Consider the following 23284-nt stretch of genomic DNA (forward strand, 5'->3'; position numbering starts at 1 on the left):
TAGCAGATCTTGCGACCCGCTTTTCGTCCGTTTCTTCGTGCCTTCCGCTTTCGAAACTTGCGTTTCTTCCGCTTCCGGCCCGCCGAGCCTAGCAGACCCGTTTTCCCGCCTCCACCGACTCCGCATGATCAATCCTGCGGCGCCGGCGGCCTGCGAGCCGCGCGTCGTGCTCCGGATCTCTCCGGTACTCGATGCTTCAACCTTAGCAGGTTTCCGCGATAATGCCGAATCTCATTCCAAGAATGTGATTCCCAGTAATAAATGGCAGCACAAATAAAACCCCCGGAATTTGGATGATCAAATTCCGCGCGCTTCACAAAGGGCCTTGTGTGTATCACTGGTTCCACTGGTTCACGCCCGCCACGGAGACACCACAGGGACGGAACGGCCGAAGGCCGTCCGTTTCCGGATGGATCGTTGGGGTGTGAGTCGCGGTGGGATCGGCCATCGCGCCGGTGTTGAGGGCGCGCCTGTCCGGATCTCCCGAAGTTGCGACTCGTACGAGCTTAAACCACCCTCTAGGACGGGTCAAGCCGGTCCCCTATACCCAGTGGAACGGGTCGGGAACCGGCTCGACGAGTGATCCGAAGGTGTACCTGACGAACCATCAACTGCCTTGTGTCAGGCGGTGATCTCCGCCGCGGCGAGGTTGCGCTTGCCGCGGCGCAGCAGGGCCCAGCGGCCGTGCAGCAGGTCGGTCGCGGCGATCACCGCGTCCTCGTCGGTCACCTTGGCGTTGTTGAGGTAGGCGCCGCCCTCCTTGATGGTGCGCCGGGCAGCGCCCTTGCTCGGGGCGAGGCCGGTGGCCACCAGGGCGTCGACCACCGTCGGGGTCTCCGTCAGTTGTGCGCCCGGGAGTTCCGCGACCGCCGAGCGGAGCGTCGCCTCGTCAAGCGCGGTCAGGTCGCCCTGGCCGAACAGTGCCTTGCTGGCCTCGACCACCGCGGTGCACTGGTCGGCGCCGTGTACCAGCGTGGTCAGTTCCTCGGCGAGGGCGCGCTGTCCGATGCGGGCGGCGGGGCGCTCCGCGCTGTCTCGTTCGAGGGTCTCGATCTCCTCGCGCGAGCGGAAGCTGAAGGTGCGCAGGTAGCGCGACACGTCACGGTCGTCGGCGCCCAGCCAGAACTGGTAGAAGGCGTACGGCGTGGTCAGCTCGGGGTCGAGCCAGACCGTGCCGCCCTCGGTCTTGCCGAACTTGCTGCCGTCCGCCTTGGTGAGCAGGTTGGTGGTCAGCGCGTGTGCCTGACCGTGCGGCTCGTTGCCGGTGATGCGGCGGATCAGGTCGAGGCCGGCGGTGATGTTGCCCCATTGGTCGCTGCCGCCGATCTGGAGCGTGCAGCCGTGCCGCCGGTAGAGCTCGACGAAGTCGTAGGACTGGAGCAGCACGTAGCTGAACTCGGTGTAGCTCATGCCCTCGCCGGCGAGCCGGGACTTCACCGTCTCGCGCGCGAGCATCTGGTTAACGCTGAAGTGCTTGCCCACGTCGCGCAGGTACTCGACGATGCTCAGCTGCGAGATCCAGTCGTGGTTGTTCGCCATCACGGCGGTGTTCGGCTCGGAGCCGTCGAAGTCGAGGAACGCGGAGAGTTGACCCCGGATCCGGTCGGTCCAGGTCTCGACGGTGGCGACCTCGTTCATCGCGCGCTCGGCCGACGGCTTGGGGTCGCCGATGAGACCGGTGGCGCCGCCGACCAGGGCGATCGGGCGGTGGCCGAAGAGCTGCAGCCGGCGCAGGGTCAGTACCTGGGTGAGGTGGCCGACGTGCAGGCTGGCCGCGGTCGGGTCGAACCCGCAATACGCCGTGACGGGACCGTCCGCGAACGCCTTCTTGAGCGCGTCCTCGTCGGTGGTCTGGGCCAGCAGGCCCCGCCACCGCAACTCGTCGACGATGTCCGTCACAGTGCTCGGTCTCCTCGGTCGATACAACGGATACAGCGGATACAGCGGATACGCGGGTACGGACGGCGCGGCCGCATGTGGCAGGTGCAGCGGGTGCGGCGCATTCGGCCGGTACAGCGGTTACAGGGTGCCCGACGCGCCGCCCTGTGCGCTAACCACTTTGACTGCCGGCTTCGGCGGACGGCTTGGCGGTGCGCTTGCGGGGTTGGTGGGCCCGGTACGGGCTGACCGTCGGGTCGCCGTCGATGTGGAAGCGCCACGGTTGGGTGGCGCCGCCGCCGCCGACGCCGGTGCGTGGGCCGGTTCGGACGGCGGTGCGGGCCGGTGGTGTGCCGTACAGGACGCGCACCGGGCCGGTGGGGTCGCAGACGTCGGTACCGTCCTGGGTGCGATCCAGCGCCAGCGCCATGGCCAGGCGGGCGGGGCCGCTCGCGAGGTCGGTGTCCCTGCGGGTGGTGGGGCGGCGGGCGCGGGCCAGAGCGGTACCGGCGGTGATCTCGCCGCCGCGCAGCAGCACCCCGGATGCGCGGCCGGGTGGGCCGCAGACCAGGTTGGCGCAGTAGTACATGCCGTACGTGAAGTAGACGTACAGGTGTCCGGGTGGGCCGAACATCGTCGCGTTGCGGGCGGTCCTGCCCCGGAAGGCATGCGAGCCGGGGTCGTTGGCGCCGTCGTAGGCCTCGACCTCGGTCAGCCGCAGCTCGACCGGGCCGGCCTCGGTCTCGTGTACGACGGTTCGGCCGAGCAGATCGGCGGCGACGGCCAGGACCGGGCGGTCGAAGAACGAGCGCGGCAGCGGTTCGGTGGGATCGACGGGATCGGCGGTGGAGGCACGCATGACGAGCCAGCTTAGAGCGGCCGGGCACGCGTGATGGAATGGGCCGTCGAGACGATCATCGGGGAGGACATGTGGTTTTCAAGAAGTTGATGGCGAGTATGGGTGCGGGCAGCGCCTCGGTGGAGACCGAGCTGCACTCCACCGAGACCATGCCGGGCGGTGTGGTCGAGGGACGGATCCGGGTCCAGGGCGGCAAGGTCGACCAGCGGATCGAGGGCTTGTTCGTCGGCTTCCAGGCCGTCGTCGAGGTGGAGACCCAGGACGGCGAGCAGCGGCGGAACGTCGAGTTCGGCCGGCATCAGGTGGGCGGCGAGTTCGACCTGCGCGAGGGTGCGACGCACGATCTGCAGTTCCGGCTGCCGGTGCCGTGGGAGACGCCGCTGACCACGTTCCGCGGGGTGCAGCTGCGCGGGACCACGATCGGCGTGCGAACCGAGCTGGCCATCGATCGGGCGATCGACAAGGGCGACCTCGACCCGATCGCGGTGGGCGCGTTTCCGGCGCAGGCGTTGATCCTCGACGCCTTCGGGAACCTGGGCTTCCACTTCAAGGCCGCCGACCTGGAGCAGGGGCACATCCGCGGGGTCGACCAGCGGTTGCCGTTCTACCAGGAGATCGAGTTCGCTCCGCCGCAGGCGTATGCGCGCGGCATCAACGAGGTCGAGTTGACCTTCGTGTCGGCCGAGCACGCGACCGAGGTGATCCTGGAGATCGACAAGAAGGGCGGCGCGCTCTCCGGCGGGAGCGACGCGATCCGGCGGTTCACCGTGAACCACGGCACCGCGCAGCAGACCGACTGGAACGCCTATCTGCACGGCTGGTTCCAGGAACTGGGTCAGCGCCGCGGCTGGTTCTAGCCCCGCTGCACCAGCACGAAGGTGCCCCTGGCGGAGCGGGTTCGTCCGGCAGGGGCGGCGGCCCGGTGCGTCACGCGTCCAGGAGGGCGTGGACCCGGGCCGCCCAGTCCGTCTCGAATCTCGCCCGCGGCATGCCGGTCGCCTTGCCGATCGCCGCGTCCACGGCGGCCGGGGCCGGGTCGGCGTAGACGGCGGTGACGAAGCCGTACACGGCCAGGGTGCCGCCGATCTCCTCGATTCGGCGGATCGCCAGGTGGGCGAGCTCGTACGCGGCGGCGTTGCCGACCGTGTCGGCCTGGTAAAGCTCGTTGTCCGTGGGCAGTTTGCCGGTGAAGCGGTTCGCGGCGAGGTAGGTCCTGGCCTCGTACAGCTCGTCGGTGCCGAGCAGGCTTCGGCCACGCAGCGCGAGCCAGTCGGCGAAGCCCTCGACGACCCAGACGGGTTGGTCCTGGTTGGGCACCTCGTTGCGCAGCGGGGTGACCAGCGCGTGGGCCATTTCGTGGCGCAGCAGTTCGCCGAGCCGCTGCGGGTTGGGCGAGGTGAACCAGCCCGAGGTGGTGTCCAGGACGATCCGGGAGCCGCCGAAGCGCCCCTTGCCGGCCGGGTCGATGGTGCGCAGCGCGTAGGTGAGGCCGGATTCCTCGCCGTGTTCGCCGGTGCGTCCGCCGTACAGCCGGTAGAAGGTGTCGCGGTCGGCGACCGGGACGATCACGAAGCCGGGTGCGGTGCCGGGCGGTCCGCCGTCGGCCCAGGTCTCGATGTCGGCGCGCGCGGCCTCCTCGGCGTCGTCGGCGAGTCGGTCGGCGCCGGCGGAGGTGGCCGGGTCGGCGAGGACGACCACGTGGGCGCGGCGGACCACGGTCAAATCGGCGTGGTCCCAGGGGGCGGGGTAGTCCCGGGCGTATGCGTAGCCGGCCCCGTCGTAGGGGGTGCCGTCGACGGCGGAGATGAGCAGTGGGGCGCCGGGGCCGGCCCGGACCACGGTCCAGCGGTAGCCCTCGCCGACGGTCGCGGTGTCGGCGGTCGAGATCCGGTGGTCGAAGGAGATGTCCACGTAGGCGGTGATCCGCTCGTCGGTGGCGGGCATGGTCTGCACCGTCTCGACGCGGTAGCCGACCTGGTCGAAGGACACCCGGCCGAGGTTGGCGAACAGCCGCAGTTGGCCGGCGACCAGGTCGGGGATGTCCGGGTCGAGGTCCGCGGTGAAGGCCTGCTCGTCCCGGCCGATCAGGGCCTTGGTGCGGCGGTCGGCCAGGGTCTGGATGTCGGCGGTGGCGATCGCCGGGCCGTGGGCGGGGGCCACCGGTGTCGCGGTGCCCGGGCGTGGGCCGAACGCGCCGTCGGTGTTGCGCGGCTTCGCGCTGCCCGGCCCGCTGAGCGTGACACCGAACACGATCAGTGCGGTGAGCGCGAGCAGCAGGGCGATCAGCGGTGCGGCGAGTCGGCGCGCGACGGATCGCGGCCGGGCCGGTGCGGCCTCGGGTATCGCCTTGTCCGTGCCGTCGACTCGGTCGACGGCCGCGGCGGATATGCCGGACGGGGCGTCGTCGGCGGCATCGCCGGTGTCGTGCGTCGGCTGGGTCACCCCGGATGCCTCCCCCCTGTTGGCGCGAGGATACCTATGCGATCTTCGCCGGTTCGGCCGACGGTGAGAATAGGCTCGTTCGGACGAGGCGCCCGGCAGGCGGCCGGGTGCCACCGAGCACGATCGGAGCCTCGCGTGACCGAGCCCAACAAGCCCTCGATGCCCTACGACTACCTGCCGGAGCGGCCCTTCTTCGCGGTCACCAGCCGGGATCTGTCGGACGGTTCGACCCTGCCGACCGCTCAGGTCAGCGGTGTGATGGGGGCGGGCGGCGAGGACGTGTCGCCGCAGTTGTCCTGGTCCGGTTTCCCGGCCGACACCAAGAGCTTCGCGGTGACCTGCTTCGACCCGGACGCGCCGACGCACAGCGGTTTCTGGCACTGGGTCGTGGTGGACATCCCGGCGGGTGTCACCGAGTTGGCGACCGGCGCGGGCGCACCCGACGGCAAGGCGCTCCCCTCGGGGGCCTTCCACGTGCGCAACGACACCGGCGGCCCGGGCTATGTCGGTGCCGCCCCGCCGCCCGGGCACTACCCGCACCGGTACGTCTTCACCGTGCACGCGCTGGACGTGGACAAGCTCGGCGTGGACGAGAGCGCGACACCGGCGTTCGTGGGCTTCAACCTGTTCTCGCACACGCTCGCGCGCGCGGTCCTGGTGAACACGTACGCGCAGTGATCGTGGCGCCGGGCGCGGGCTGATCACAATCGGCCGGCCCGGCGCGGATTCCCGTCCGGTAATTGCGTTGTCCCGGTGATCGTTCAAAAGGCACAGTGGTCGAGTTGTCCGTACTGACGGTTCGTCGAGTCGAAGGGTGCGCATGAGCGTCGCAGCACCGCCCCAAAGCTGAGCGCGTGGTCGCGCCCGGCCGGTTCGGTGCGCGTCCGGGTGTGCTCGCTCGTCCCCTCGTCGACCAGGTGAGGGGAGGTCGCATGCGGGAGACGTTGGTGTTGAACGCGACGTACCAGCCGCTGGCGACGGTGTCGTTCAAGCGCGCGCTCGTGTTGGTACTGCAGGAGAAGGCCGTCGTCGAGCACGTGGATCCCGGCCGGGTGGTGCGGGCCGCGACTGCCGAGTTCCCGTTGCCGCGGGTGATCCGGTTGCTCAAGTTCGTCCGGGTGCCGTTCCGACAACAGGCCTCGTGGTCGCGTCGGGGTGTGCTGCTCCGGGACAACCGGCGCTGCGCGTACTGCGGTGGGCGGGCGACCACGGTGGACCACGTGCTGCCGCGTTCGCGTGGTGGCGCGGACTCGTGGCTGAATACGGTCGCCGCGTGCGGGAGCGACAATCAGCGCAAGGCGGCCCGGACGCCGGCCGAGGCCGGGATGCGGCTGTTGTTCCAGCCGTACGAGCCGTCGGCGACCCGGGCGCTGGTGCTCGCGTTCGGCGTGGCGGACGTCGAGGGCGCGCAGTGGCTCGCCGAGCCGGTACGGCCGCCGGTGCTCGCGATGGGCGCCTGACGCGGGTACCCGGCGAGGTCCGACCGAAGCCGCCGGGGGTGCGAATCCCCCGGCGGCTTCGGGTCTTTCGGGTCCTTCGGCTCGCTCCGGTCCTTCGGGTCCGTCGGCTTTGCGAGTCCTTCGGCGGTCAGACGGTTTTGCGGACCCAGGCCGCCCAATCGTTGCGGAGTCGGTCCGGCGCGATGCCGAAGGACGCGGTCAGCGCCTCGTCCGTGGAGCCGTATCGGCCGGTGACGCTGTCCGTGTAGAAGGCGCACACCCGCTCCGCGCCGAAGGTCTTGGCCAGGTAACGCAGCATCAGGTGGGCCAGGTTGTAGGCGTTCTCGACCCGGTCCTCGTCACTGGTCTCGAAGTCCCCCTCGGCGGGCAGTTCGCCGGTGAACCTCCCCCGGTCGATCAGCGCGCGGATGTTGCGGGTGACCACGGGCGCGAGCGGCCGGTCGGCCTCCGCCTGCCAGTCGGCGAACCCTTCGGCCAGCCAGGTCGGCAGTTCGGCGCCGCGGCCGGGCCGGGCCAGCGGGGCGACCAGGGCGTGCGTCATCTCGTGCCGGAGCAGGATCGGCGCGAACGCCGCATCGCCGCGGAGTTGGTCGTCGTCCACGACCATGCGCACGCCGCCGATGGACCGGTCGGTCCCGGGCATGGCCAGTGCGTAGCCCGCCGCCCACTCCTGCACGTCGCCGCTGCTGTACAGCTTGGCGAAGGACGCCCGGGACGAGGTCAGCACGAGGGCGAAGCCGGGCGAGGTGCCGGAGCCGCCCTTCCAGGCGCCGAGCGTGTATACGGCGGCCTGTTCGGCGAGATCCGCGTTGCGGCGCAGGGCGGCCGCGTCCTGCCCGGGGCCCATCAGCACCACGTGCGGGCGCCGTTCGACGCGCATGTCCCACAGATCCCACGCGGCGGGGTAGCCGGCGAAGCCCGACTTGGTGTCGTCGTCGGCGGCGCCGTCCAGGCCGATGAGGGTGCACGGGTCGTCGGGGCCGGCGCAGCGGGCCTTCCAGACGTAGGTCTCCGGAACGGGGCCCAGGTCGACACCGGTGATGGCGTGTTCGAAGGCGACGTTCAGGCTCACCGTCACCGGCCATGCGGCGGCGGTGCCGGGTTGCTCCGCACTGGAGCCGTCGGCGGTGACCGTCGTGCCGGCGCCGAGCGGCCGCCAGCGGGCGGTGTCGAACGGAACCTTGCGCAGGTTGGCGAACAACCGGCGCTGACCGTCGAGCAGGGTGGTGTCCTGCCGGTCGACACGGGCCAGGAAGGCGGTTTCGTCACCGCGCTCGAAGGCCGCCGATCGGGTCGTGACCAGGGCCGCCACCCGGGCGTACACGCGGGTACTGATCCGGTTCGAGTACCCGCTCGCGTCGGCGGCGGGTGCTCCCGGTTCGGTGCTGCCGGACGCGGAGCGGTCGATGGACGGAGCCGACGCCGATCGGCCGTGACCGAGCAGCCGTTCGGCGGTGTCGAGCCCGACGAGCCGGCCGCCTGCCGACACCGCGCCGAACACGAAGGAGAGCGAGAGCAGACCGCCGAGCAGTGCGACGCAGATCGCCCACGGTCGGGAACGCCGTGGTTCGACGGCGTCCGGCCACAGGCCGTACGGGTCGTACGGCACGTCAGTTGCCCACCTTGGTCTTGACGTACTTGGCCCAGTTGCTTTCGAAGGTGTCCCGGTCCAGGCCGGTCGCCTCCTTGAGCGCGGCGTCCAGGGCGGCCGGGGTGGAGTCCTTGTACACCGCGACCACGAACACGTCGGCCTTGGCTGCGCCGTACTTCTCCGCGATGTAGCGGATGGCGAGCATGCTGTAGTGGTAGCCGACGGTCGAGGTCTTGGCGTCCGGCGAGTTGACCTCGGTGTCGGTGGGCAACCTGCCGCTGAACCTGCCCGCCCGGACCTGGTCGCGGGCGTCCGGCTGGAACCACTCGGCGAGCGAGAGGTCGGTCCAGGCGAGGTACTCGGCGAAGCCCTCGGAGACCCACAGCGGCGGCCCGTCGCCGCCTCGCTCGAACTCGGCCACCATGGCGTGACCGAGCTCGTGCCGCATCAGGTGCATCTGCTGTTCGCCGTCGCTCTTGGTGAACATGCCGTCCGAGCCGTCCAGGGTGATCCGGCTGCCGGCCATCGGCTGGTCGCGGCCGACCGGGCGGGCCGGCGGCATCGTGCGGCACACGCCGGTGACGTTGGGCAGGTCGTTGCCGGACAGCGCGCGGGTGAAGGTGTCGTGGTCGGGCGTGACGTAGACGACGTAGCGCTGCGGCGTGATGGCCGGCCCCTTCCACACCGCGAGGTTCTTCTTCAGCGCGCTCTCCGCACGATCGGCCCAGGCCGCGGCCTTGGCCTTGTTCTTGACGGGCACGGCGAGGAGTACGTGCGGGCGTTCGATCAGCGCGAGTTCGCTCTCGTCCCAGGGCGCGGGGTAGGCGTTGCCACCGCCGCGGGTCGAGGCGCCGATGATCTTGGTGATCACCAGCGGGGCGCCGACCGAGGCGCGAAAGACCGTCCAGATGTAGCGCTCGGCGATCGGCTCGCTGTCCACGCCGGTCACCTGGTGGGCGAATACGACGTTCACGTCCCGGGTGAGCGGGCCGGCGTCGGCACCCGCGTCGCTGTACGCCGTGGGTGGCCGGAATTCGACGCTCGTGAACGGGAACAGCCGAAGATTGGCGAACACCCGGCGCTGTGCGGCGATCAGTTCGGTGGCGGCGGGGTCGATGCCGGCCACGAACGCGTCGGCGTTGCCGGACTTGAGGGCCTGGGTGCGGTTGTCGGTCAGGAAGGCCACGTCGGACGTCGCGATCCGGGTGACCGGAGCCTTCTCCTCGGTCTTCGCGGAGGTCTCGCCACCGTCCTGCTCCGCTATCGGCGCGGCGGCCGGGGAGGACGGTGTGTCGAAGACGCCGCCGACGGCGAGGGACGCGAGAAGCGCGAGGATCGCGAGCACGCCACCGGCCGCGGCGAGCAGATGCCGCCGGGCGTTGCGGCGCTGCTGGTCGGGCGGGGGAATGAAGGGGAGGGGCCCGTAGAAGCCGACCTGGGAAGGGAATTCGGGCGTTTCGGGATTCGGTGCCGGCGCAGGTGTGGTGGGTATCGGGGGCGGCGCGGCCGACCCGGACGGCGCGGAAGCCGCGGGCGCCGCGGGTGCGTCGGGCCTCCGGGGCGCGGCGGACCCCTCGGGCGATTGCGGCGCTTCGGGCGCCCGGGGTATCGGGGGCGCCGCAGGCGCGGCGGGCTCCTCGGGCGTCTGCCGTGCCGCGGCTGCCCGGGGTATCGGGGGAACCTGGGGCGCCGCAGGCGCGGCGGGCTCCTCGGGCGTCTGCGGCGCTGCGGGAGCCCGGGGGGTCCGGAGTGCCGCAGGGGCGGTGGACGCCTCGGCTGCTTCCGGGGTTTCGGCGGGTGTCGTCGGTGCGGTGGACACGCGGGGTGAGTCCGGCTCCGCCGCGACGGGCTCCGCTGCGTCGGGCGTCGGGGCGCGGCCGTCGCCGATGGCGTCCCGGCCGGGTATCGCCTCCGGGCCGGCCTCGGCCGTTCCGATGTCCCGGACCTCGGGCCGCGGTTCGTGCTCGGTCTCGGATTCGGTGGGTCCGCCGGTCGATGCGCCGCGCGGCGGATGTGCGCCGTCGGCGGCAGTGGGCATGTCGGACATGCCAGTCCTCCCCTGGACCGCCGGCCCGATGATTCCGCCCCGGCCCCGGTCGGCGATCCGATCATGTGTTCGCCGAGGCTATCCACGCCCGGGCCGTCCCCGGCAAGGGGGGGCCGGGAACGGTCACATGCCACACCCGCAATCGATCAACCATTTGTCTCGGCCTGTACGTTCCGACCTTCGGTCAGGAGGTGCTGCCCGCTCCGACGGTGTCCGGGTCGGGGCCTGCCGCGGGGGTCGGGTCGGTGAGGTCGAGGACGTGCCAGGAGTCGGGGACGCGGTAGTCGGGCACGTCGTAGGAGGCCATCGGGTCGGCGGCCAGGCCCTCGACGCGGGTGGACGAGCCGTCCGGGTGGGCGAGTTCCTCGGTGTACCGGAAGTGCAGGTGGCCGTGCGCGGCCAGGGTGGGCCGGTAGGCGTCCACGAGGCGCTGGACGCGTTGCTGGTTGGGCAGGCAGCGCGGGTCGTCCTTGCGGTTGAACTCGGGCGCGGTGCGCAGCGGCTTGTCGTGGGTGAGCAGGATGTCGACCGGCGCCGGGTCGGCCAGGATCGCGTCGACGTCCGCGTCGGTGGCCTGCTCCTCGGGGAACCACAGGGTGCCCGCGAAGTCGGGTACGTCGCCGGGTGGCCGACCCGCGCCGCGCCGGAAGCCCTCCTTGCGCTGCGCCTTCTCGTGGCGCCGGCGCTCCTCGGCGAGCCGCTGCTCGCGGTCCAGCGAGAGGGCACCGCCGAAGGCGAGGAAGTTCGTCCCGCGCCAGGACCAACGGTGCCCGCGCGGCGCGTAGCGCACCCGGGGGCGCACGATCGCAAAGCCGTGTTCGTCCCGCCGGTCGCCGTAGGACTCCATCAGCAGCGAGGTCTTGTCGTGGTTCCCGTCCAGGAAGTACACGTCGACGCCGCGCGAGCGGGCGGAGCGGTTGACCGCGTCCAGGTAGCGGACGCCGGATGCCTCGTGCTCCCAGAAGCCGAAGTCGCCGAGTTGGAAGATCAGATCGACGTCGAGTTCCGCGGCGGCGTCAAGCAGCCGCCGCACGTGTCCGGTGTTGCCGTGCGTGTCTCCGGCCAGCAGGATCCGCATCGTGAGCCCCCGCCCTTCCACCCCGATTTCGCGTGCGTCCACGCCCCCGAAATCCATCATCGGCGATCGGGCGACGGCTCGTCCGGGGTATTTCCCCAGGACTTGGCGAGGCCTACGCCCCCGGTGGCACGAAGGGCAGGCCGGCAGGCGCGCCCGCGGTGATCAGCCGGTCCACCGCCGCGTTGTCCAGGTGGTCGGCGATCAGATCGCCCAGGGCGTCCAGCCGGTTCTGCCGGGCCGCCTCGAAGGAGGTGTCGGGCGAGGCGAGGAACCGCCGGCCGGCCAGTTCGGCGGTCCGGGTCAGGAACGCCCGGCGGAAGCCGTCGTTCTCCAGGGCGCCGTGCCACAGCGTGCCGGTCACCGCGCCGACCCGACAACCGTCCAGCGCGGTGCCGTCGGCGGCGGTGAACAGCGGCTCGCCTGCCTCGACGTCGACGATGCCGTGATGGATCTCGTACCCGGTCACCGGCTCGCCGGCGGCGAATCCGCAGGGGCGGGCCAGGGTCTTGCCGGCGGCGAAGCGTATCCGGACCGGGAGCAGGCCCAGGCCCGGCACGGTACCCGCGCGGCTCTCCACGTCGTCGTGGATCTCGTGGCCGAGCATCTGATAGCCGCCGCAGATCCCGAGTACGGGTCGGCCCTCGGCGGCGCGGCGGGCCAGCGCGGTGTCCAGGCCGCGCTCGCGCAGCCAGGCCAGGTCGGCGACGGTGGCGCGGGTGCCGGGCAGCACCACCAGGTCGGCGTCGGCGATCTCGCCCGGTGTGCTCACGAAGCGGACCACGACGCCGGGTTCGACCGAAAGCGCGTCGATGTCGGTGAAGTTGCTGATCCGCGGCAGTCGCAGCACCGCGACCCGCAGGACATCCGCGCCGAGCGGCGGTTGTGGCGTGCCCCGGTCGGCGTCGAGCGCGAGCGAGTCCTCCACGTCCAGCCACAGGCCGCCCAGGAACGGCAGCACGCCCAGGACCGGACGTCCGGTGAGTTCGCGCATCCGGGTCAGCGCCGGGTCGAGCAGGCGCGCGTCGCCGCGGAACTTGTTGATCACGAAGCCGCAGACCAGCGCCTGGTCCTCGGAGGAGAGCAGCGCGAGGGTGCCGAAGAAGGACGCGAAGATGCCGCCCCGGTCGATGTCGCCGACCACGAGCACCGGCAGGTTCGCGGCCCGGGCCAGGCCCATGTTGGTGATGTCCCGGTCACGCAGGTTGATCTCGGTCGGGCTGCCCGCGCCCTCGCACACCACCACGTCGTAGCGCGCCCGCAGATCGGCCAGCGATTCGAGCACGGCCTCGAACAGACGCGGCTTCAGGTCGCGGTAGTTCAGCGCGCCGACCTCTGCGATCGGCTTGCCCAGCAGCACGACCTGACTGCTCATCAGCCCGCCGGGCTTGAGCAGCACCGGGTTCATCACCGCCTCCGGCTCGATCCGCGCGGCGGCGGCCTGCATCGCCTGGGCACGACCGATCTCCGCACCGTCGGCGGTGACCATCGAGTTGAGCGACATGTTCTGCGCCTTGAACGGCGCGACCTTGACGCCCTCCCGAACAAGCCGCCGACACAGCCCGGCGACCACGACGCTCTTGCCCGCGTCGGAGGTGGTGCCGGCCACCAGGAGGGCGCCGTTCATCGATGTGCCTTTCGACGGACCGTTCGGGGACGCGACGCGGTGCGCGCGGCGGCGACGGCGACGGCCAGGGCCGCCGCGGCCAGGCCGACGGTGGCGGAGAGCCGGTTCGCGCGGTCGATGTCGGTGGGGCTCGGCGGCGGGCCGTCGCCGAGCGTGGGGCGGTCCTCGGTGCGGCCGGCGTAGACGTTGCGGCCGCCCAGACGTACGTCCAGCGCGCCGGCGGCGGATGCCTCGCAGCGGCCCGCGTTGGGGCTGGGATGGCTGCCGCCGTCCCGACGCAGGACGGCCCACGCACGGGCCGGGTCACCGCCGACCACCGGGGCGGCGGCGACGGTGAGCAGGCCGGTGAGGCGGGCGGGCAGCCAGTTGGCCGCGTCGTCGAGGCGGGCCGAGGCCCGGCCGAAGTTCTCGTACCGTGCGCTGTGGTGGCCGACCATCGCGTCGAGGGTGTTGATCGCGCGGTAGCCCAGCAGGCCCGGGACGCCCGCGACGGCGCCCCAGAACAGCGGGGCGACCACGGCGTCGGAGGTGTTCTCGGCGACCGATTCGACCACGGCGCGGGCGATGCCCTTGTCGTCCAGGCGGGCCGGGTCGCGGCCGACCAGCCGAGGCAGCGCGGCCCGGGCGGCGGGCAGGTCCCCGGCCACCAGCGGGGCGGCGATCAGCCGGGCCTCGCGGCGCAGGGTGGTGCCGCCGAGGACGGCCCACGTGCATCCGGCGGTGACCACGGCGCCGGCGAGCGGGCGGCCGGCGACCGCGCGGCGCAGCCCGAGGCCGAGGCCGACGGTGCCGGCGACGCACAGCGCCGTGTACGCGACGCCGCGGGCGCGGTCGTCGCGGTACAGGGCCCGTTCCAGCCGACCGGCCACACTCCCGAAGCCGGCCACGGGGTGGCCGCGACGGGGGTCTCCGAAGGCGGCGTCCAGGAGGACACCTGCGGCGAGGCCTACGGCGCGGGACGTGACTGGCATGCCGGGCATCGTTTCACGAGGCCGCGGATCCCCCGCGGGCGGCTCGGGACTTGCTCCCGGCCGGCACGCCGGCCTCGCCGATCCCGGGCCCACGACCCGAGGGTCTCGCCGACCGCGGCCCATGGCGCCGGCTCCCTCGACCCGCCCACTCGGCGCTGCCCGACCACCCGATCCGCCCGGCGCGAGCCGCCCGCCTGCCCGGCCCGGGCGCTACCCGACCGCCGGTTCCGCCCGGCGTGGTCTCGGGACGAGTTCGCCGCCGCAGTTGGGGCACGTGTCGTCCATCGCGGCGCTGCACGGTTCGCAGAAGGTGCACTCGTACGAGCAGATCCGGGCCGGGCCGTCGGCCCCGAGTGCCACGTCGCAACGTTCGCACCGTTCGCGCATCTCCAGGGCCATCCGGCCACCTCCCCGGTAGGGCTGTTCGAGGGGGTCAGGGTAGCCGGAGCGGCGTCAGAGCAGCAGTCGAACGACCGCGATCAGGCCCACCACGACGATCACCGCACGCAGTACCGTGGGCGGCAGTCGGCGGCCGACCTTGGCGCCGATCTGGCCGCCGATCACCGAGCCGATCGCGATCAACAGAACCACCCACCACGCGACGTCGGCGACGAGCATGAACACGATCGCCGCGACGCCGTTGACGATGCCGGCGAGCACGTTCTTCACCGCGTTCATGCGTTGCAGGTTCTCCGCGATGAACACGCCGAACAGCGCGAGCAACAGGACGCCCTGCGCGGCGCCGAAGTAGCCGCCGTAGATGCCGGTCCCGAACACGGCCACCCACAACAACGGGCCGCCGTGCCGCGGCCCGTCGCCGGCCGAGCCGTTCTCGGCCCGCCGGGCCGCGAGCCGCTTGGCCAGGCGCGGTTGCAGCACCACGAGCACCAGCGCGAGCACGATCAGCACCGGCACGATCGCCTTGAAGGCGTCGTCGGGCAGCGTCAGCAGCAGGATCGCGCCGGTCAGGCCGCCGAGCAGGGAGGCGAGTCCGAGGCGGATCAACCGGGGCTTTTGGCCCACGAGTTCGCGTCGGTATCCGATCGCCCCGCTGATCGAGCCCGGCACCAGGCCGATCGTGTTCGACACGTTGGCGGTGACCGGCGAATACCCGAAGGCGAGCAACACGGGGAAGGTGATCAGCGTGCCGGAGCCGACCACCGTGTTGATCCCGCCGGCCGCGATGCCCGCGGCGAAGATCGCCAAAGCTTCCAACCAGCTCATGTCCACCCGCTTCGCCGCAATGATCCTGGCACCCCGGGGGGACGTCGGTCCCCCGTGGCCGCGACGCCAGAGATCATCGCGGCACGCAGGTGATCATCGCAGCCGCGGGCCCCACCTCAGCGCGGCGGGCGGTGGCCCCGCTCGATGTGCGGGGGTTCGACGTCGGCGGCCGGCGGACCACCGCGGCGCGGCGGCTCGCTCGGAGCCTGCGCGGGCACGGCCGGCGGCTCGGCGGGCGGACGCGGTGCCGACGAGGCGCCGTTTCCGGCCGGCGGCTTGCGTACGGGCGCTGCGGGGGTGCCCGAGCCGGGCCAGGCCGGCTCCTCCTCGACCGGCACCTGCGGTACGCGGTGTGCCGGGCCGGAGCCGTTCGAGGACAGGTTGCCGACCGCGTCGCCGATGCCCTCCAGCGCGCGGGTGACCTCGCTGGGCAGGATCCACAGCTTGTTCGAGCTGCCCTCGGCGATCTTCGGCAACATCTGGAGGTATTGGTAGGCGAGCAGCTTGTTGTCCACCTCGCCCGCGTGGATCGCCTCGAAGACGGTCTCGATCGCGCGTGCCTCACCCTCGGCACGGATCACCGCGGCCTGGCGCTCACCCTCGGCGCGCAGCACTGCGGCTTCCTTGTCACCTTCCGCGGTGAGCACCTGCGAACGCTGGTGACCCTCGGCGGTCAGGATCGCCGCGCGCTTGTCCCGCTCGGCGCGCATCTGCTTCTCCATCGAGTCCTGGATGGAGGGCGGCGGCTCGATCGCCTTGAGCTCGACCCGGTTGACCCGGATGCCCCAGCGCCCGGTCGCCTCGTCGAGCACGCCGCGCAGCCCCGCGTTGATCTCCTCGCGCGAGGTGAGCGTCTGTTCGAGGTCCATGCCACCGATGATGTTGCGCAGCGTGGTGATGGTCAGCTGCTCGATCGCCTGGATGTAGTTGGCGATCTCGTAGGTGGCCGCGCGCGGGTCGGTGACCTGGAAATAGATGACGGTGTCGATCTGGACCACGAGGTTGTCCTCGGTGATCACCGGTTGCGGCGGGAAGGGAACGACCTGTTCACGCAGGTCGATCATCTGCCGGATCCGGTCGATGAACGGCACGAGGATGTTGAGTCCGGCGTGCAGCGTTCGGGTGTAACGCCCGAAACGCTCGACGATGGCGGCACTCGCCTGGGGGATCACCTTGACCGTCTTGACCAGGGCGACGACCACCAGCAGTACGAGTACGACCAGGACGATGACGGCGGTGGCCTTCACGATCTCTCCCGAGGTCCTGCTTGCCTGCGGCTGCCTTTGAAAACCAAGGCTGTATCGAGCCTAGGGGTTCGCGGGCCGACGTGGGACGTCAACACGATCGGCGCAACCGATCGGGCGTCACATCACCACGGCGGTCGCGCCCACGATGTCCGCTACGTCCACCCGGGTGCCGGGTTCGAACACGGCGGTGGCGTCCAGACTGCGGGCCGACCAGACCTCACCGGCCAGCTTGATCCGACCGCCGTTCTCGTCGACGCGCTCCAGGACCACGGCGCTGGTGCCCTTGAGCGCCTCGATGCCGGTGCGTGATCCGGGTGTGTTGTTGTGCCGGACCACGATGGGTCGTACGAACACGAGCAGCGCGATCGACACGACCGCGAACACGATGCTCTGGATCAGGAAGTTGCCGCCGGCTCCGCCGGCCACGGCTGCCGCGGCGGCCCCGATCGCGAACATGCCCATCTCCACGAAGGAGGTGAGCACGCCGAAGATGCCGAATGCCCCGACCGCGATGAGCCACCACATCCATGCGTCCACGGGTTCATCGTAGATCGTGGACGCCGTGGGCAGGAGGGGGTTCTCGGACGAATGATCAGCCCAGGAACGGTCGCGAAGGTCAGCCCTGCGCGTCCGGCGCCTCCGGCATCGGCAGCCCGCGGGCGGACCAACGCCCGTACTGCTGCTCGACGATCAGCGGCAGACCGAAGCAGTGCGAGAGGTTGCGCGAGTTGAGCGTGTCGGCGATCGGGCCGGCCGCGAGCACCCGTCCCTGACGGATCATCAGGATGTGCGTGAAGCCGGGCGGGATCTCCTCGACGTGGTGGCTGACCAGGATCATCGACGGCGCGTACGGGTCGGCGGCCAGCGTGCCGAGCCGGCGGACCAGATCCTCGCGCCCGCCCAGGTCGAGCCCGGCGGCCGGCTCGTCGAGCAGCAGCAGCTCGGGGTCGGTCATCAGCGCGCGGGCGATCTGTACCCGCTTGCGCTCGCCCTCGGAGAGCGTGCCGAACCGGCGCTCGATGTATTCGGCCATGCCCAGCTGGTCGAGCAGTCGGCGGGCGCGCTGCTCGTCCTCGGCGTCGTAGCGCTCGTGCCACTTGGCGGTCATCCCGTAGGCCGAGGTCAGCACGATGTCCAGGACGCGCTCGCGGCGGGGCAACTTGTCGGTGAGCGCGGCCGAGGCCATCCCGACGCGCGGACGCAGCTCGAACACGTCGACCGTGCCGAGCTTCTCGCCCAGCACGGCGACCGTGCCGGTGGTGGGGAACAGATAGGTGGACGCCAGTTGCAGCAGAGTCGTCTTGCCGGCGCCGTTGGGGCCGACGACGATCCAGCGTTCGCCTTCCGCGACCGACCAGGTGACCTGGTCCACCAGAGGGCGACCGTCGCGCACCACCGATACGTCAACCAGTTCGAGAACGTCGCTCATCGCCTGCCAGCTCCCCATCGTGCGCTACGCCGCCGGACGGCATCCCGTTGTGTGGGATCACCGCCTCGCTCCGTGGTCCGCGTTGTTGCACCCGGTCCGGGAGAAACCTATGACACCGAGCGACCTCAGGTCGTGTCCGGGAGCGTTGTGACGCCCCTTACGCTTGTCCGCATGCTTGCCGAACCTCGCTCCGGACTTCTCGTCGCATGGGGCAATGCCCTGCTGACCGGGCACGTTCCGCCGGACGACGCGGTGTCCGAGATCGTCGGAACGGACGAACCGCATCGGGTGACGGGCGTGCCGGGCGAGGCTGTGCCGGTCGGCCTGTCGCTGGCCCTGGGCCGGTTGCGGGCCCTGGGCGTGACGGGTCTGCGACTGGCCCTGCCGGTGTCCGGCGATCCGCTGGCGCTGCCCGGACCGCCCGCCTTCAACGACCTGGCGCTGGACGCGGGCGAGGCGGCGATCACGGTCGGCGCGCCGGGCATCGCCTACGGCCTGGTGCCCGAGGTGACCCACCACGGCTCGATCGGCGACGCGACCGTACGGGTGGCCTGGCGCATGGTCGAGGTGACCGACCGGCCCGCCCCGGGACCGTTCCTGGCCGAGGCGGAGCGCGAACTGGCCGAGGCGATGCGCGACGCGGTCCAGGACCTGACCCGGCTGGACGTGGCGGGCAGCGGTCCGGCGGCGCAGCGTGCCCTCGCCGCGCTGTACCGCAAGGACTCGGACACCCGGGTGGCGCCCGGCCATCCGGGTCGGGCCGGCCGGGTGCTCGACCAGGCGCGCCGGATCCACGCGGTGCTGAGCGTGGCCGGCCGCGAGGACGGCGCCGCGGTCAGCGCCGCCGAGATGGCCGCCCGGCTCGGCGCGCTCGCCCCGCTGGAGCGGGCCTGCCGCCGGGCGATGGTGGCGGCGTACGGCGCGGCCTTGGAGCCGGACCGGGCCTGAGCCGAGCACGACCACGAGCAGGAACAGGAACAGGAACAGGAACAGGAGCAACGCTAGCTGCCGCGCTTGCGCTTGGTCTTGGGGTCCAGGCGCCGGAGCATGAGCAGCGCGATCAGGCCGTAGACCGCGATCTGGCCGGCCAGGATGCCGATGTTGCGGTACCAGACCTTCGGGTCGTGCTTCCACAGCGGATCCGGCGACTCGCCGGGTTTGCGCGGCAGTTGGGTGGCCAGATCTATCGTGCTGCCGGCCGCGGCGAAGGCCCAGCGGGCCGGGGCCAGCCAGGAGATCTGCTCGATGCCGGCCTTGCCGTTGAGCGGGAACAGGCCGCCGCACAGCACCACCTGCACGATCGCGATCACCACGAGCAGCGGCATCGCCAACTCCGCGCTGCCGATCGACGCGGAGACCACCAGGCCCACCGCCATCGCCGCTATCGCGGACAGCACCACCGCGATGCCGATCTCGATGATCGGCGGGCTGATCACCACGCCCTTGGCGGGCAACTTCTGCCCGACCAGGGCGACCGCGGTCAGCACCACGCCCTGGATCGCGGAGATCAACCCGAGCACGATTATCTTCGAGCCGAGGTAGGCGGACACCGAGAGCCCGGCGCTGCGCTCGCGCCGATAGATGGCGCGCTCCTTGATCAGTTCGTTGACCGCCGTCGCGGTGCCCATCAGGCCGCTGATCACGAACAGCACGAGCAGCTTGGTGGTCGCCTCCTGGTTCGAGCCCGGCGGCGCCCCCTCCGGGCTGACCAGCTTCCCCGGGATCACCCGGCACAACATGCCCAGGAACAACGGCGCTATGGCCAGCAGCGCCAGGTACTTGCGGTCCGAGGAGATCACCGCGAGGTAGCGCCGGGAGAGCGTGGTCAGTTGGGAGAACCAGCCCTGCGGCTTGGGCGGCTTCGCCTGCGGTCGCTCGCCCTGTTCGGCGTGCGCGCGGTCGCGACCGACCTCTATGTACCGGCCGTACAGCTCCGAGCGGCGGAACGGACCCTCGTAGTCGCGGTCCGGCTCGTCGTCGAACATCTTGAAGACCTCGGGCCAGTCGCCCTTGCCGAAGAACGGCAGTGCCTCGTCCGGCGGTCCGAAGAAGGCGATCCGACCGCCCGGGGCGAGCACGAGCACCCGGTCGCAGACGTTCAGGCTGCGGGTGCTGTGGGTGACCACGATCACCGTGCGGCCGTCGTCGGCGAGTTCGCGCAGCTTTTCCATCACCGAGCGTTCCAGGCCCTCGTCCAGGCCGGACGTCGGCTCGTCCAGGAACAGCACGGACGGCTTGGTGAGCAGCTCGACGGCCACGCTCACCCGCTTGCGCTGGCCGCCGGAGAGACTGCTGACCTTGGTGTCGGCGTACGGCGATGTGGCGCCGCGCGGCATCTTGTCCAGGCTCAGCTCGCCGATCACCTCCTCGACCCGTCGCTCCCGCTCGGCCGCCTCGGTGTCCTCGGGGAAGCGCAACTGCGCCGCGTAGCGCAGCGCGGTGCGGGCGGTGAGCTGGGCGTGCAGGATGTCGTCCTGGGGCACCAGGCCGATCCGCTGGCGCAGTTCGGCGTTGTTCGCGTACAGGTCGCGGCCGTCGTAGAGGATCTTGCCGCTGGCGGCGCGGCGGCTGCCGGTGAGCGCGCCCAGCAGGGTGGACTTGCCCGCGCCCGAACCGCCGACGATGGCCAGCAGGTTGCGTTCGGCGAGCGGGAAGGAGACGTTGTCGAGCAGGACCCGTTTGCCGGCCGTGACGGTGAGGTTCTGCACCTCCAGCGACACCTCGCCGGTGTCGATGAACTCGCGCAACTCCTGGCCGTCGAGCCGGAAGGTGGCGTGCCCGATGCCGACCAGGTCGGCTTCGCCGAGCAGCGCGCGCTCGATCGGCTGCCCGTTGAGGAAGGTGCCGTTGTGGCTGCCCAGGTCGACGATCTCGCGCCGGCCGCCCGGTGTGGTGCGCAACTCCGCGTGGTGCCGGGAGACCATCAGGTCGGTGAGCACCAGGTCGTTGTCCAGTGCGCGGCCGATCCGCAGGGTGCGCACCGGCAGCGGGATGACCATGCTCGGCGCCCGGTCCACGCTGGGGCGCGGATCCGCATGCGGCCCGGCTCCTATGTGTGCGCGGCCCAACGGGCGGGCCCGGTCCGGCACTTGCCGAGGCGGCTCGGGCACGTAGGGCGGCTCGGGGGTGTAGGGCGGCTCGCCCGTGCGCGGCGGTTCGGCGCGGCGCGGCGGCTCGGGAATCTGCACGTGGTCGTGGTGTGCCACGCGCGGCGGCACCACCTCGGTGACATTCGCCTCCGGCGCGAGCCGCAGCGGGTCGCCGTCGTCCGGGTCGCCGAGCAACACCTCGCAGCCTCGGCCCACGACCACGCGGTGCACCCGATTGCCGCGCATCCACGAGCCGTTGACGCTGTTGGTGTCGACGAACTCCCAGCCGTCGGAGCCCACCCGCAGGACCGCGTGTTGGCGCGACACACGGCGGTCGTCGAGCACGATCGCACAGGACGGGTCGCGACCGACGATGTGTTCCCGCCCGGGATCCAGGATCACGGGCGCTCCGGCGCTGGTGCCGACGGTCAGGTGCGGCACTGCCGGTCCCTCTGGCGTATAGCTGTCCCCCACCCTTCGAGAGTGTAGGGACGCACGGGCCTCGCGGGCAGCCTTTCCGGTGCGGAAGCGTACGGAACCACTCCGAAGGGCGATTACAACATCAACTTCTCCGTTCGCCTGCTCCTTCGTCCAGCCGGTTGTCCGGCCGTCGTGCCGCTCACCGGGGGGCAGTCCGGCCGAATCCGTTGACGCGCGGGTCGGGGCCGCTCGATAGTCGAGTTTGTCCCGCTCATCCGGCAGCCGGGTCGCACGTGACAGGAGCGGTCGTGTCCTGGAACCAGCAGCACCACGCACCACAACACGCTCCGCCTCCGGACCGGCCACCGGCCGGCCCCGCATCCTGGGGCGGCGTGACACCGTGGCTGCACGCGCTCGGCGCGGTGCTCGCCGCGTTCGTGGCGATGGCCGTCGCGGCGTGGGCGGCGCTGTGGCTGCTGGGCGCGGACGACCTCGGATCGGGCACGATGCCCGCGCTGATCGCGGCGGTGATCGCGCTGGCCGTGGGTGGCACGGTCGATCTCGAGGGGGCCGAACAAACCGGCCGGGGCGACGACATCCTCAGCCAACTCACCGGCGACGTCTCGCTCGCGCAGGGCAGCGGCAAGGTCGACATCATGCTGCTGGGCATCGGTCTGATCGGCGCGCTCGTGCTGGGCTGGTTGTTCCTGCGCCCGCTGCGCCACCGACTGGTGATCGGCGCGCTGGATCTGATCGTGCACGGCGTGCGAGTCCTGGTGTTCACCATGGCAGTGCTCGGCGTCGTGGTGTCGATGGGCAAACACGCGCTGCCGATCGATCAATTCGTCTCCCGGGTCGGCGACGCCCGGGCGCAGGACCTGATCGGCATCTTCGACCTCGGCGCGGCGGCCAGGTTCGAGACCGATGTGAGCGGCACGCTCGTCTTCGGCGCGTTGTGGCTGCTGATCACCCTGGTGGCCACCGTCGCGGTGTCCGCGCGCGGGCCGCTCCCGGTCAAGTGGCTGCGGCACCGCGCGGTGCTGCGGGCCCCGGTCGCCGGTCTGCTCGCGGTACTGATCACCGCGGTGGTCACCGGGATCGTGGGCACCCCGTTCGTGGCCGCCGCCGCGCCCGCGCCGAAGCGGATGATCGGCGGCATGTTGTTCGCGCTGCCCAACGCGGTCTGGCTGTTGGCCTCGCTCGGCCTGGGCATCCCGTGGAAGACCACGACCAGCGCGCCCACCGAGGTCGGCGGCTTCTCCTTCGGTCTGCCCGGCCCGCTGGGCAGGCTGGTCAAGGCCTCCTCCGGGGACGGCCTGCCGATCCGGATCGACCGGCTGGCCGAGTTGGACTCGCGGGCCTGGTTCGTACCGCTGTTCTCCGCGCTGCTCCTGTTGCTCGGCGCGACCGTGATGGCGATGCGCGCGCCCGCGTCGGTGCGCCCGCATCAGCACGCGTGGCGGTTCGCGATCACCCTCGCGGGCGGGCTGCTGGTGGTCGCCTACCTGATGCAGCTCCAGCTCAAGGTCGCGGTGAGCGTCCTGGGCGGGGTGGTGTCCCCGGGCGCGTCGGTGTCGCTGCACGCGGACTATCTGTGGACCGTACTGCTCGGCCTGTTGTGGGGCGCGTGCGCCGGCTTCATCGGCGGCGCGGTCGCGGACTGGGTGCGCTACCGCCAGGCGGGCACCACCGCCCCGGCGGCGGCCTCGGGCCCGCCGCGACCCACCCGCGCCGCGCCGCCGCGGCAATACCCGCAGAGCGCGCCGTATCCGCAGGACCGACCGGCGCGCCCCGGTGCGCCGAGCGGGCCCGCGGCACCCGCGCCGCCGGGTCCGCCGTACTCGAACAGGCCCGCCCCGGCCTACCGCCCGCCGCCGCCGCCCGATCCGCAGGCGCCGCCCCGGGACGGCCCCTGGCCTGGGTAG

Annotated in this window: 20 protein-coding genes; 6 read left to right on the plus strand and 14 right to left on the minus strand. The window is 71.7% G+C overall.

Going from position 1 to position 23284, the window contains the following annotated elements; translation table 11 throughout:
* Nucleotides 1–277, plus strand: a 277-nt coding sequence (locus ACIBM5_RS41915) for a hypothetical protein (RefSeq protein WP_396011941.1), incomplete at its 5' end; no start/stop codon positions are given.
* 344 nt (nucleotides 278–621) lie between these two features.
* Here ACIBM5_RS41915 and tyrS read toward each other — a convergent pair.
* Nucleotides 622–1899 carry a tyrosine--tRNA ligase gene (gene tyrS, locus ACIBM5_RS41920; RefSeq protein ID WP_396011942.1) on the minus strand — a complete coding sequence of 426 codons (1278 nt, stop codon included), beginning with the start codon at nucleotides 1897–1899 and terminating at the stop codon, nucleotides 622–624.
* Nucleotides 1900–2050: 151 nt separating this feature from the next.
* Nucleotides 2051–2737: a DNA-3-methyladenine glycosylase gene (locus ACIBM5_RS41925; RefSeq protein ID WP_396011943.1), complete on the minus strand. Its 687-nt coding sequence runs from the start codon at nucleotides 2735–2737 to the stop codon at nucleotides 2051–2053.
* A gap of 71 nt (nucleotides 2738–2808) precedes the next feature.
* Here ACIBM5_RS41925 and ACIBM5_RS41930 point away from each other — a divergent pair, with 71 nt between their 5' ends.
* On the plus strand, nucleotides 2809–3594 hold the full coding sequence (locus ACIBM5_RS41930) for a sporulation protein (protein ID WP_391582456.1): 786 nt from the start codon (nucleotides 2809–2811) through the stop codon (nucleotides 3592–3594).
* A 70-nt stretch (nucleotides 3595–3664) separates the two neighbouring features.
* Here the strand turns inward: ACIBM5_RS41930 and ACIBM5_RS41935 are convergent, their stop codons facing one another.
* Nucleotides 3665–5179 (minus strand): hypothetical protein, encoded by a 1515-nt coding sequence (locus ACIBM5_RS41935; RefSeq protein ID WP_396011944.1) that lies wholly within the window; start codon nucleotides 5177–5179, stop codon nucleotides 3665–3667.
* Nucleotides 5180–5314: 135 nt separating this feature from the next.
* On the opposite strand from ACIBM5_RS41935, the gene ACIBM5_RS41940 reads away from it, so the two are divergent.
* Together ACIBM5_RS41940 and ACIBM5_RS41945 are read left to right on the plus strand one after the other, a co-directional pair.
* The gene (locus ACIBM5_RS41940) at nucleotides 5315–5857 is read left to right on the plus strand and encodes a YbhB/YbcL family Raf kinase inhibitor-like protein (RefSeq protein ID WP_396011945.1); all 543 of its coding nucleotides are present in this window, start codon (nucleotides 5315–5317) and stop codon (nucleotides 5855–5857) included.
* 254 nt (nucleotides 5858–6111) lie between these two features.
* Nucleotides 6112–6639 carry an HNH endonuclease gene (locus ACIBM5_RS41945; protein WP_020556146.1) on the plus strand — a complete coding sequence of 176 codons (528 nt, stop codon included), beginning with the start codon at nucleotides 6112–6114 and terminating at the stop codon, nucleotides 6637–6639.
* Between the two features lie 127 nt (nucleotides 6640–6766).
* On the opposite strand, the gene ACIBM5_RS41950 is transcribed toward ACIBM5_RS41945, so the two are convergent.
* The 10 genes from ACIBM5_RS41950 to ACIBM5_RS41995 form a co-directional block, all read right to left on the minus strand.
* The gene (locus tag ACIBM5_RS41950) at nucleotides 6767–8248 is read right to left on the minus strand and encodes a peptidase MA family metallohydrolase (RefSeq protein WP_396011946.1); all 1482 of its coding nucleotides are present in this window, start codon (nucleotides 8246–8248) and stop codon (nucleotides 6767–6769) included.
* A gap of 1 nt (nucleotide 8249) precedes the next feature.
* Entirely contained in the window at nucleotides 8250–10277 is a 2028-nt protein-coding gene (locus ACIBM5_RS41955) for a hypothetical protein (RefSeq protein WP_396011947.1), read from the minus strand.
* Between the two features lie 184 nt (nucleotides 10278–10461).
* Complete coding sequence (locus ACIBM5_RS41960) at nucleotides 10462–11397, minus strand: metallophosphoesterase (RefSeq protein ID WP_396011948.1); 936 nt, start codon at nucleotides 11395–11397, stop codon at nucleotides 10462–10464.
* 70 nt (nucleotides 11398–11467) lie between these two features.
* Nucleotides 11468–12979, minus strand: coding sequence for a cobyric acid synthase (locus ACIBM5_RS41965; protein WP_396011949.1), 1512 nt, complete (start codon nucleotides 12977–12979; stop codon nucleotides 11468–11470).
* A complete protein-coding gene (locus ACIBM5_RS41970; RefSeq protein ID WP_396011950.1) occupies nucleotides 12976–13950 on the minus strand; it encodes a cobalamin biosynthesis protein in 975 nt (324 codons plus the stop codon). The genes ACIBM5_RS41965 and ACIBM5_RS41970 overlap by 4 nt, the downstream gene beginning before the upstream one ends.
* A gap of 210 nt (nucleotides 13951–14160) precedes the next feature.
* On the minus strand, nucleotides 14161–14349 hold the full coding sequence (locus tag ACIBM5_RS41975; protein WP_396011951.1) for a DUF1272 domain-containing protein: 189 nt from the start codon (nucleotides 14347–14349) through the stop codon (nucleotides 14161–14163).
* A 54-nt stretch (nucleotides 14350–14403) separates the two neighbouring features.
* Entirely contained in the window at nucleotides 14404–15174 is a 771-nt protein-coding gene (locus tag ACIBM5_RS41980; protein WP_396011952.1) for a sulfite exporter TauE/SafE family protein, read from the minus strand.
* A gap of 116 nt (nucleotides 15175–15290) precedes the next feature.
* Nucleotides 15291–16421, minus strand: a complete 1131-nt coding sequence (locus ACIBM5_RS41985; RefSeq protein WP_396011953.1) for an SPFH domain-containing protein — start codon at nucleotides 16419–16421, stop codon at nucleotides 15291–15293.
* 117 nt (nucleotides 16422–16538) lie between these two features.
* A complete protein-coding gene (locus tag ACIBM5_RS41990; RefSeq protein ID WP_396011999.1) occupies nucleotides 16539–16946 on the minus strand; it encodes an NfeD family protein in 408 nt (135 codons plus the stop codon).
* A 91-nt stretch (nucleotides 16947–17037) separates the two neighbouring features.
* Complete coding sequence (locus ACIBM5_RS41995; protein WP_391582467.1) at nucleotides 17038–17850, minus strand: ABC transporter ATP-binding protein; 813 nt, start codon at nucleotides 17848–17850, stop codon at nucleotides 17038–17040.
* 171 nt (nucleotides 17851–18021) lie between these two features.
* On the opposite strand from ACIBM5_RS41995, the gene ACIBM5_RS42000 reads away from it, so the two are divergent.
* Nucleotides 18022–18798 (plus strand): hypothetical protein, encoded by a 777-nt coding sequence (locus ACIBM5_RS42000; protein ID WP_391582468.1) that lies wholly within the window; start codon nucleotides 18022–18024, stop codon nucleotides 18796–18798.
* Nucleotides 18799–18851: 53 nt separating this feature from the next.
* Here the strand turns inward: ACIBM5_RS42000 and ACIBM5_RS42005 are convergent, their stop codons facing one another.
* The gene (locus tag ACIBM5_RS42005; protein WP_396011954.1) at nucleotides 18852–21380 is read right to left on the minus strand and encodes an FHA domain-containing protein; all 2529 of its coding nucleotides are present in this window, start codon (nucleotides 21378–21380) and stop codon (nucleotides 18852–18854) included.
* Nucleotides 21381–21751: 371 nt separating this feature from the next.
* Between ACIBM5_RS42005 and ACIBM5_RS42010 the strand changes: the two genes are divergently transcribed.
* Nucleotides 21752–23284 (plus strand): streptophobe family protein, encoded by a 1533-nt coding sequence (locus ACIBM5_RS42010; protein WP_396011955.1) that lies wholly within the window; start codon nucleotides 21752–21754, stop codon nucleotides 23282–23284.

The sequence above is a fragment of the Embleya sp. NPDC050493 genome, from assembly GCF_044458105.1.
In the GTDB taxonomy this organism is placed as follows: domain Bacteria; phylum Actinomycetota; class Actinomycetes; order Streptomycetales; family Streptomycetaceae; genus Embleya.

Coding starts and splice junctions, on each gene's coding strand:
- ACIBM5_RS41925 (WP_396011943.1), bottom strand. CDS start 2,737: ATGCGTGCCTCCACCGCCGATCCCGTCGATCCCACCGAACCGCTGCCG.
- ACIBM5_RS41945 (WP_020556146.1), top strand. CDS start 6,112: ATGCGGGAGACGTTGGTGTTGAACGCGACGTACCAGCCGCTGGCGACG.
- ACIBM5_RS41955 (WP_396011947.1), bottom strand. CDS start 10,277: ATGTCCGACATGCCCACTGCCGCCGACGGCGCACATCCGCCGCGCGGC.
- ACIBM5_RS41965 (WP_396011949.1), bottom strand. CDS start 12,979: ATGAACGGCGCCCTCCTGGTGGCCGGCACCACCTCCGACGCGGGCAAG.
- ACIBM5_RS41970 (WP_396011950.1), bottom strand. CDS start 13,950: ATGCCAGTCACGTCCCGCGCCGTAGGCCTCGCCGCAGGTGTCCTCCTG.
- ACIBM5_RS41975 (WP_396011951.1), bottom strand. CDS start 14,349: ATGGCCCTGGAGATGCGCGAACGGTGCGAACGTTGCGACGTGGCACTC.
- ACIBM5_RS41980 (WP_396011952.1), bottom strand. CDS start 15,174: ATGAGCTGGTTGGAAGCTTTGGCGATCTTCGCCGCGGGCATCGCGGCC.
- ACIBM5_RS41990 (WP_396011999.1), bottom strand. CDS start 16,946: ATGTGGTGGCTCATCGCGGTCGGGGCATTCGGCATCTTCGGCGTGCTC.
- ACIBM5_RS41995 (WP_391582467.1), bottom strand. CDS start 17,850: ATGAGCGACGTTCTCGAACTGGTTGACGTATCGGTGGTGCGCGACGGT.
- ACIBM5_RS42000 (WP_391582468.1), top strand. CDS start 18,022: ATGCTTGCCGAACCTCGCTCCGGACTTCTCGTCGCATGGGGCAATGCC.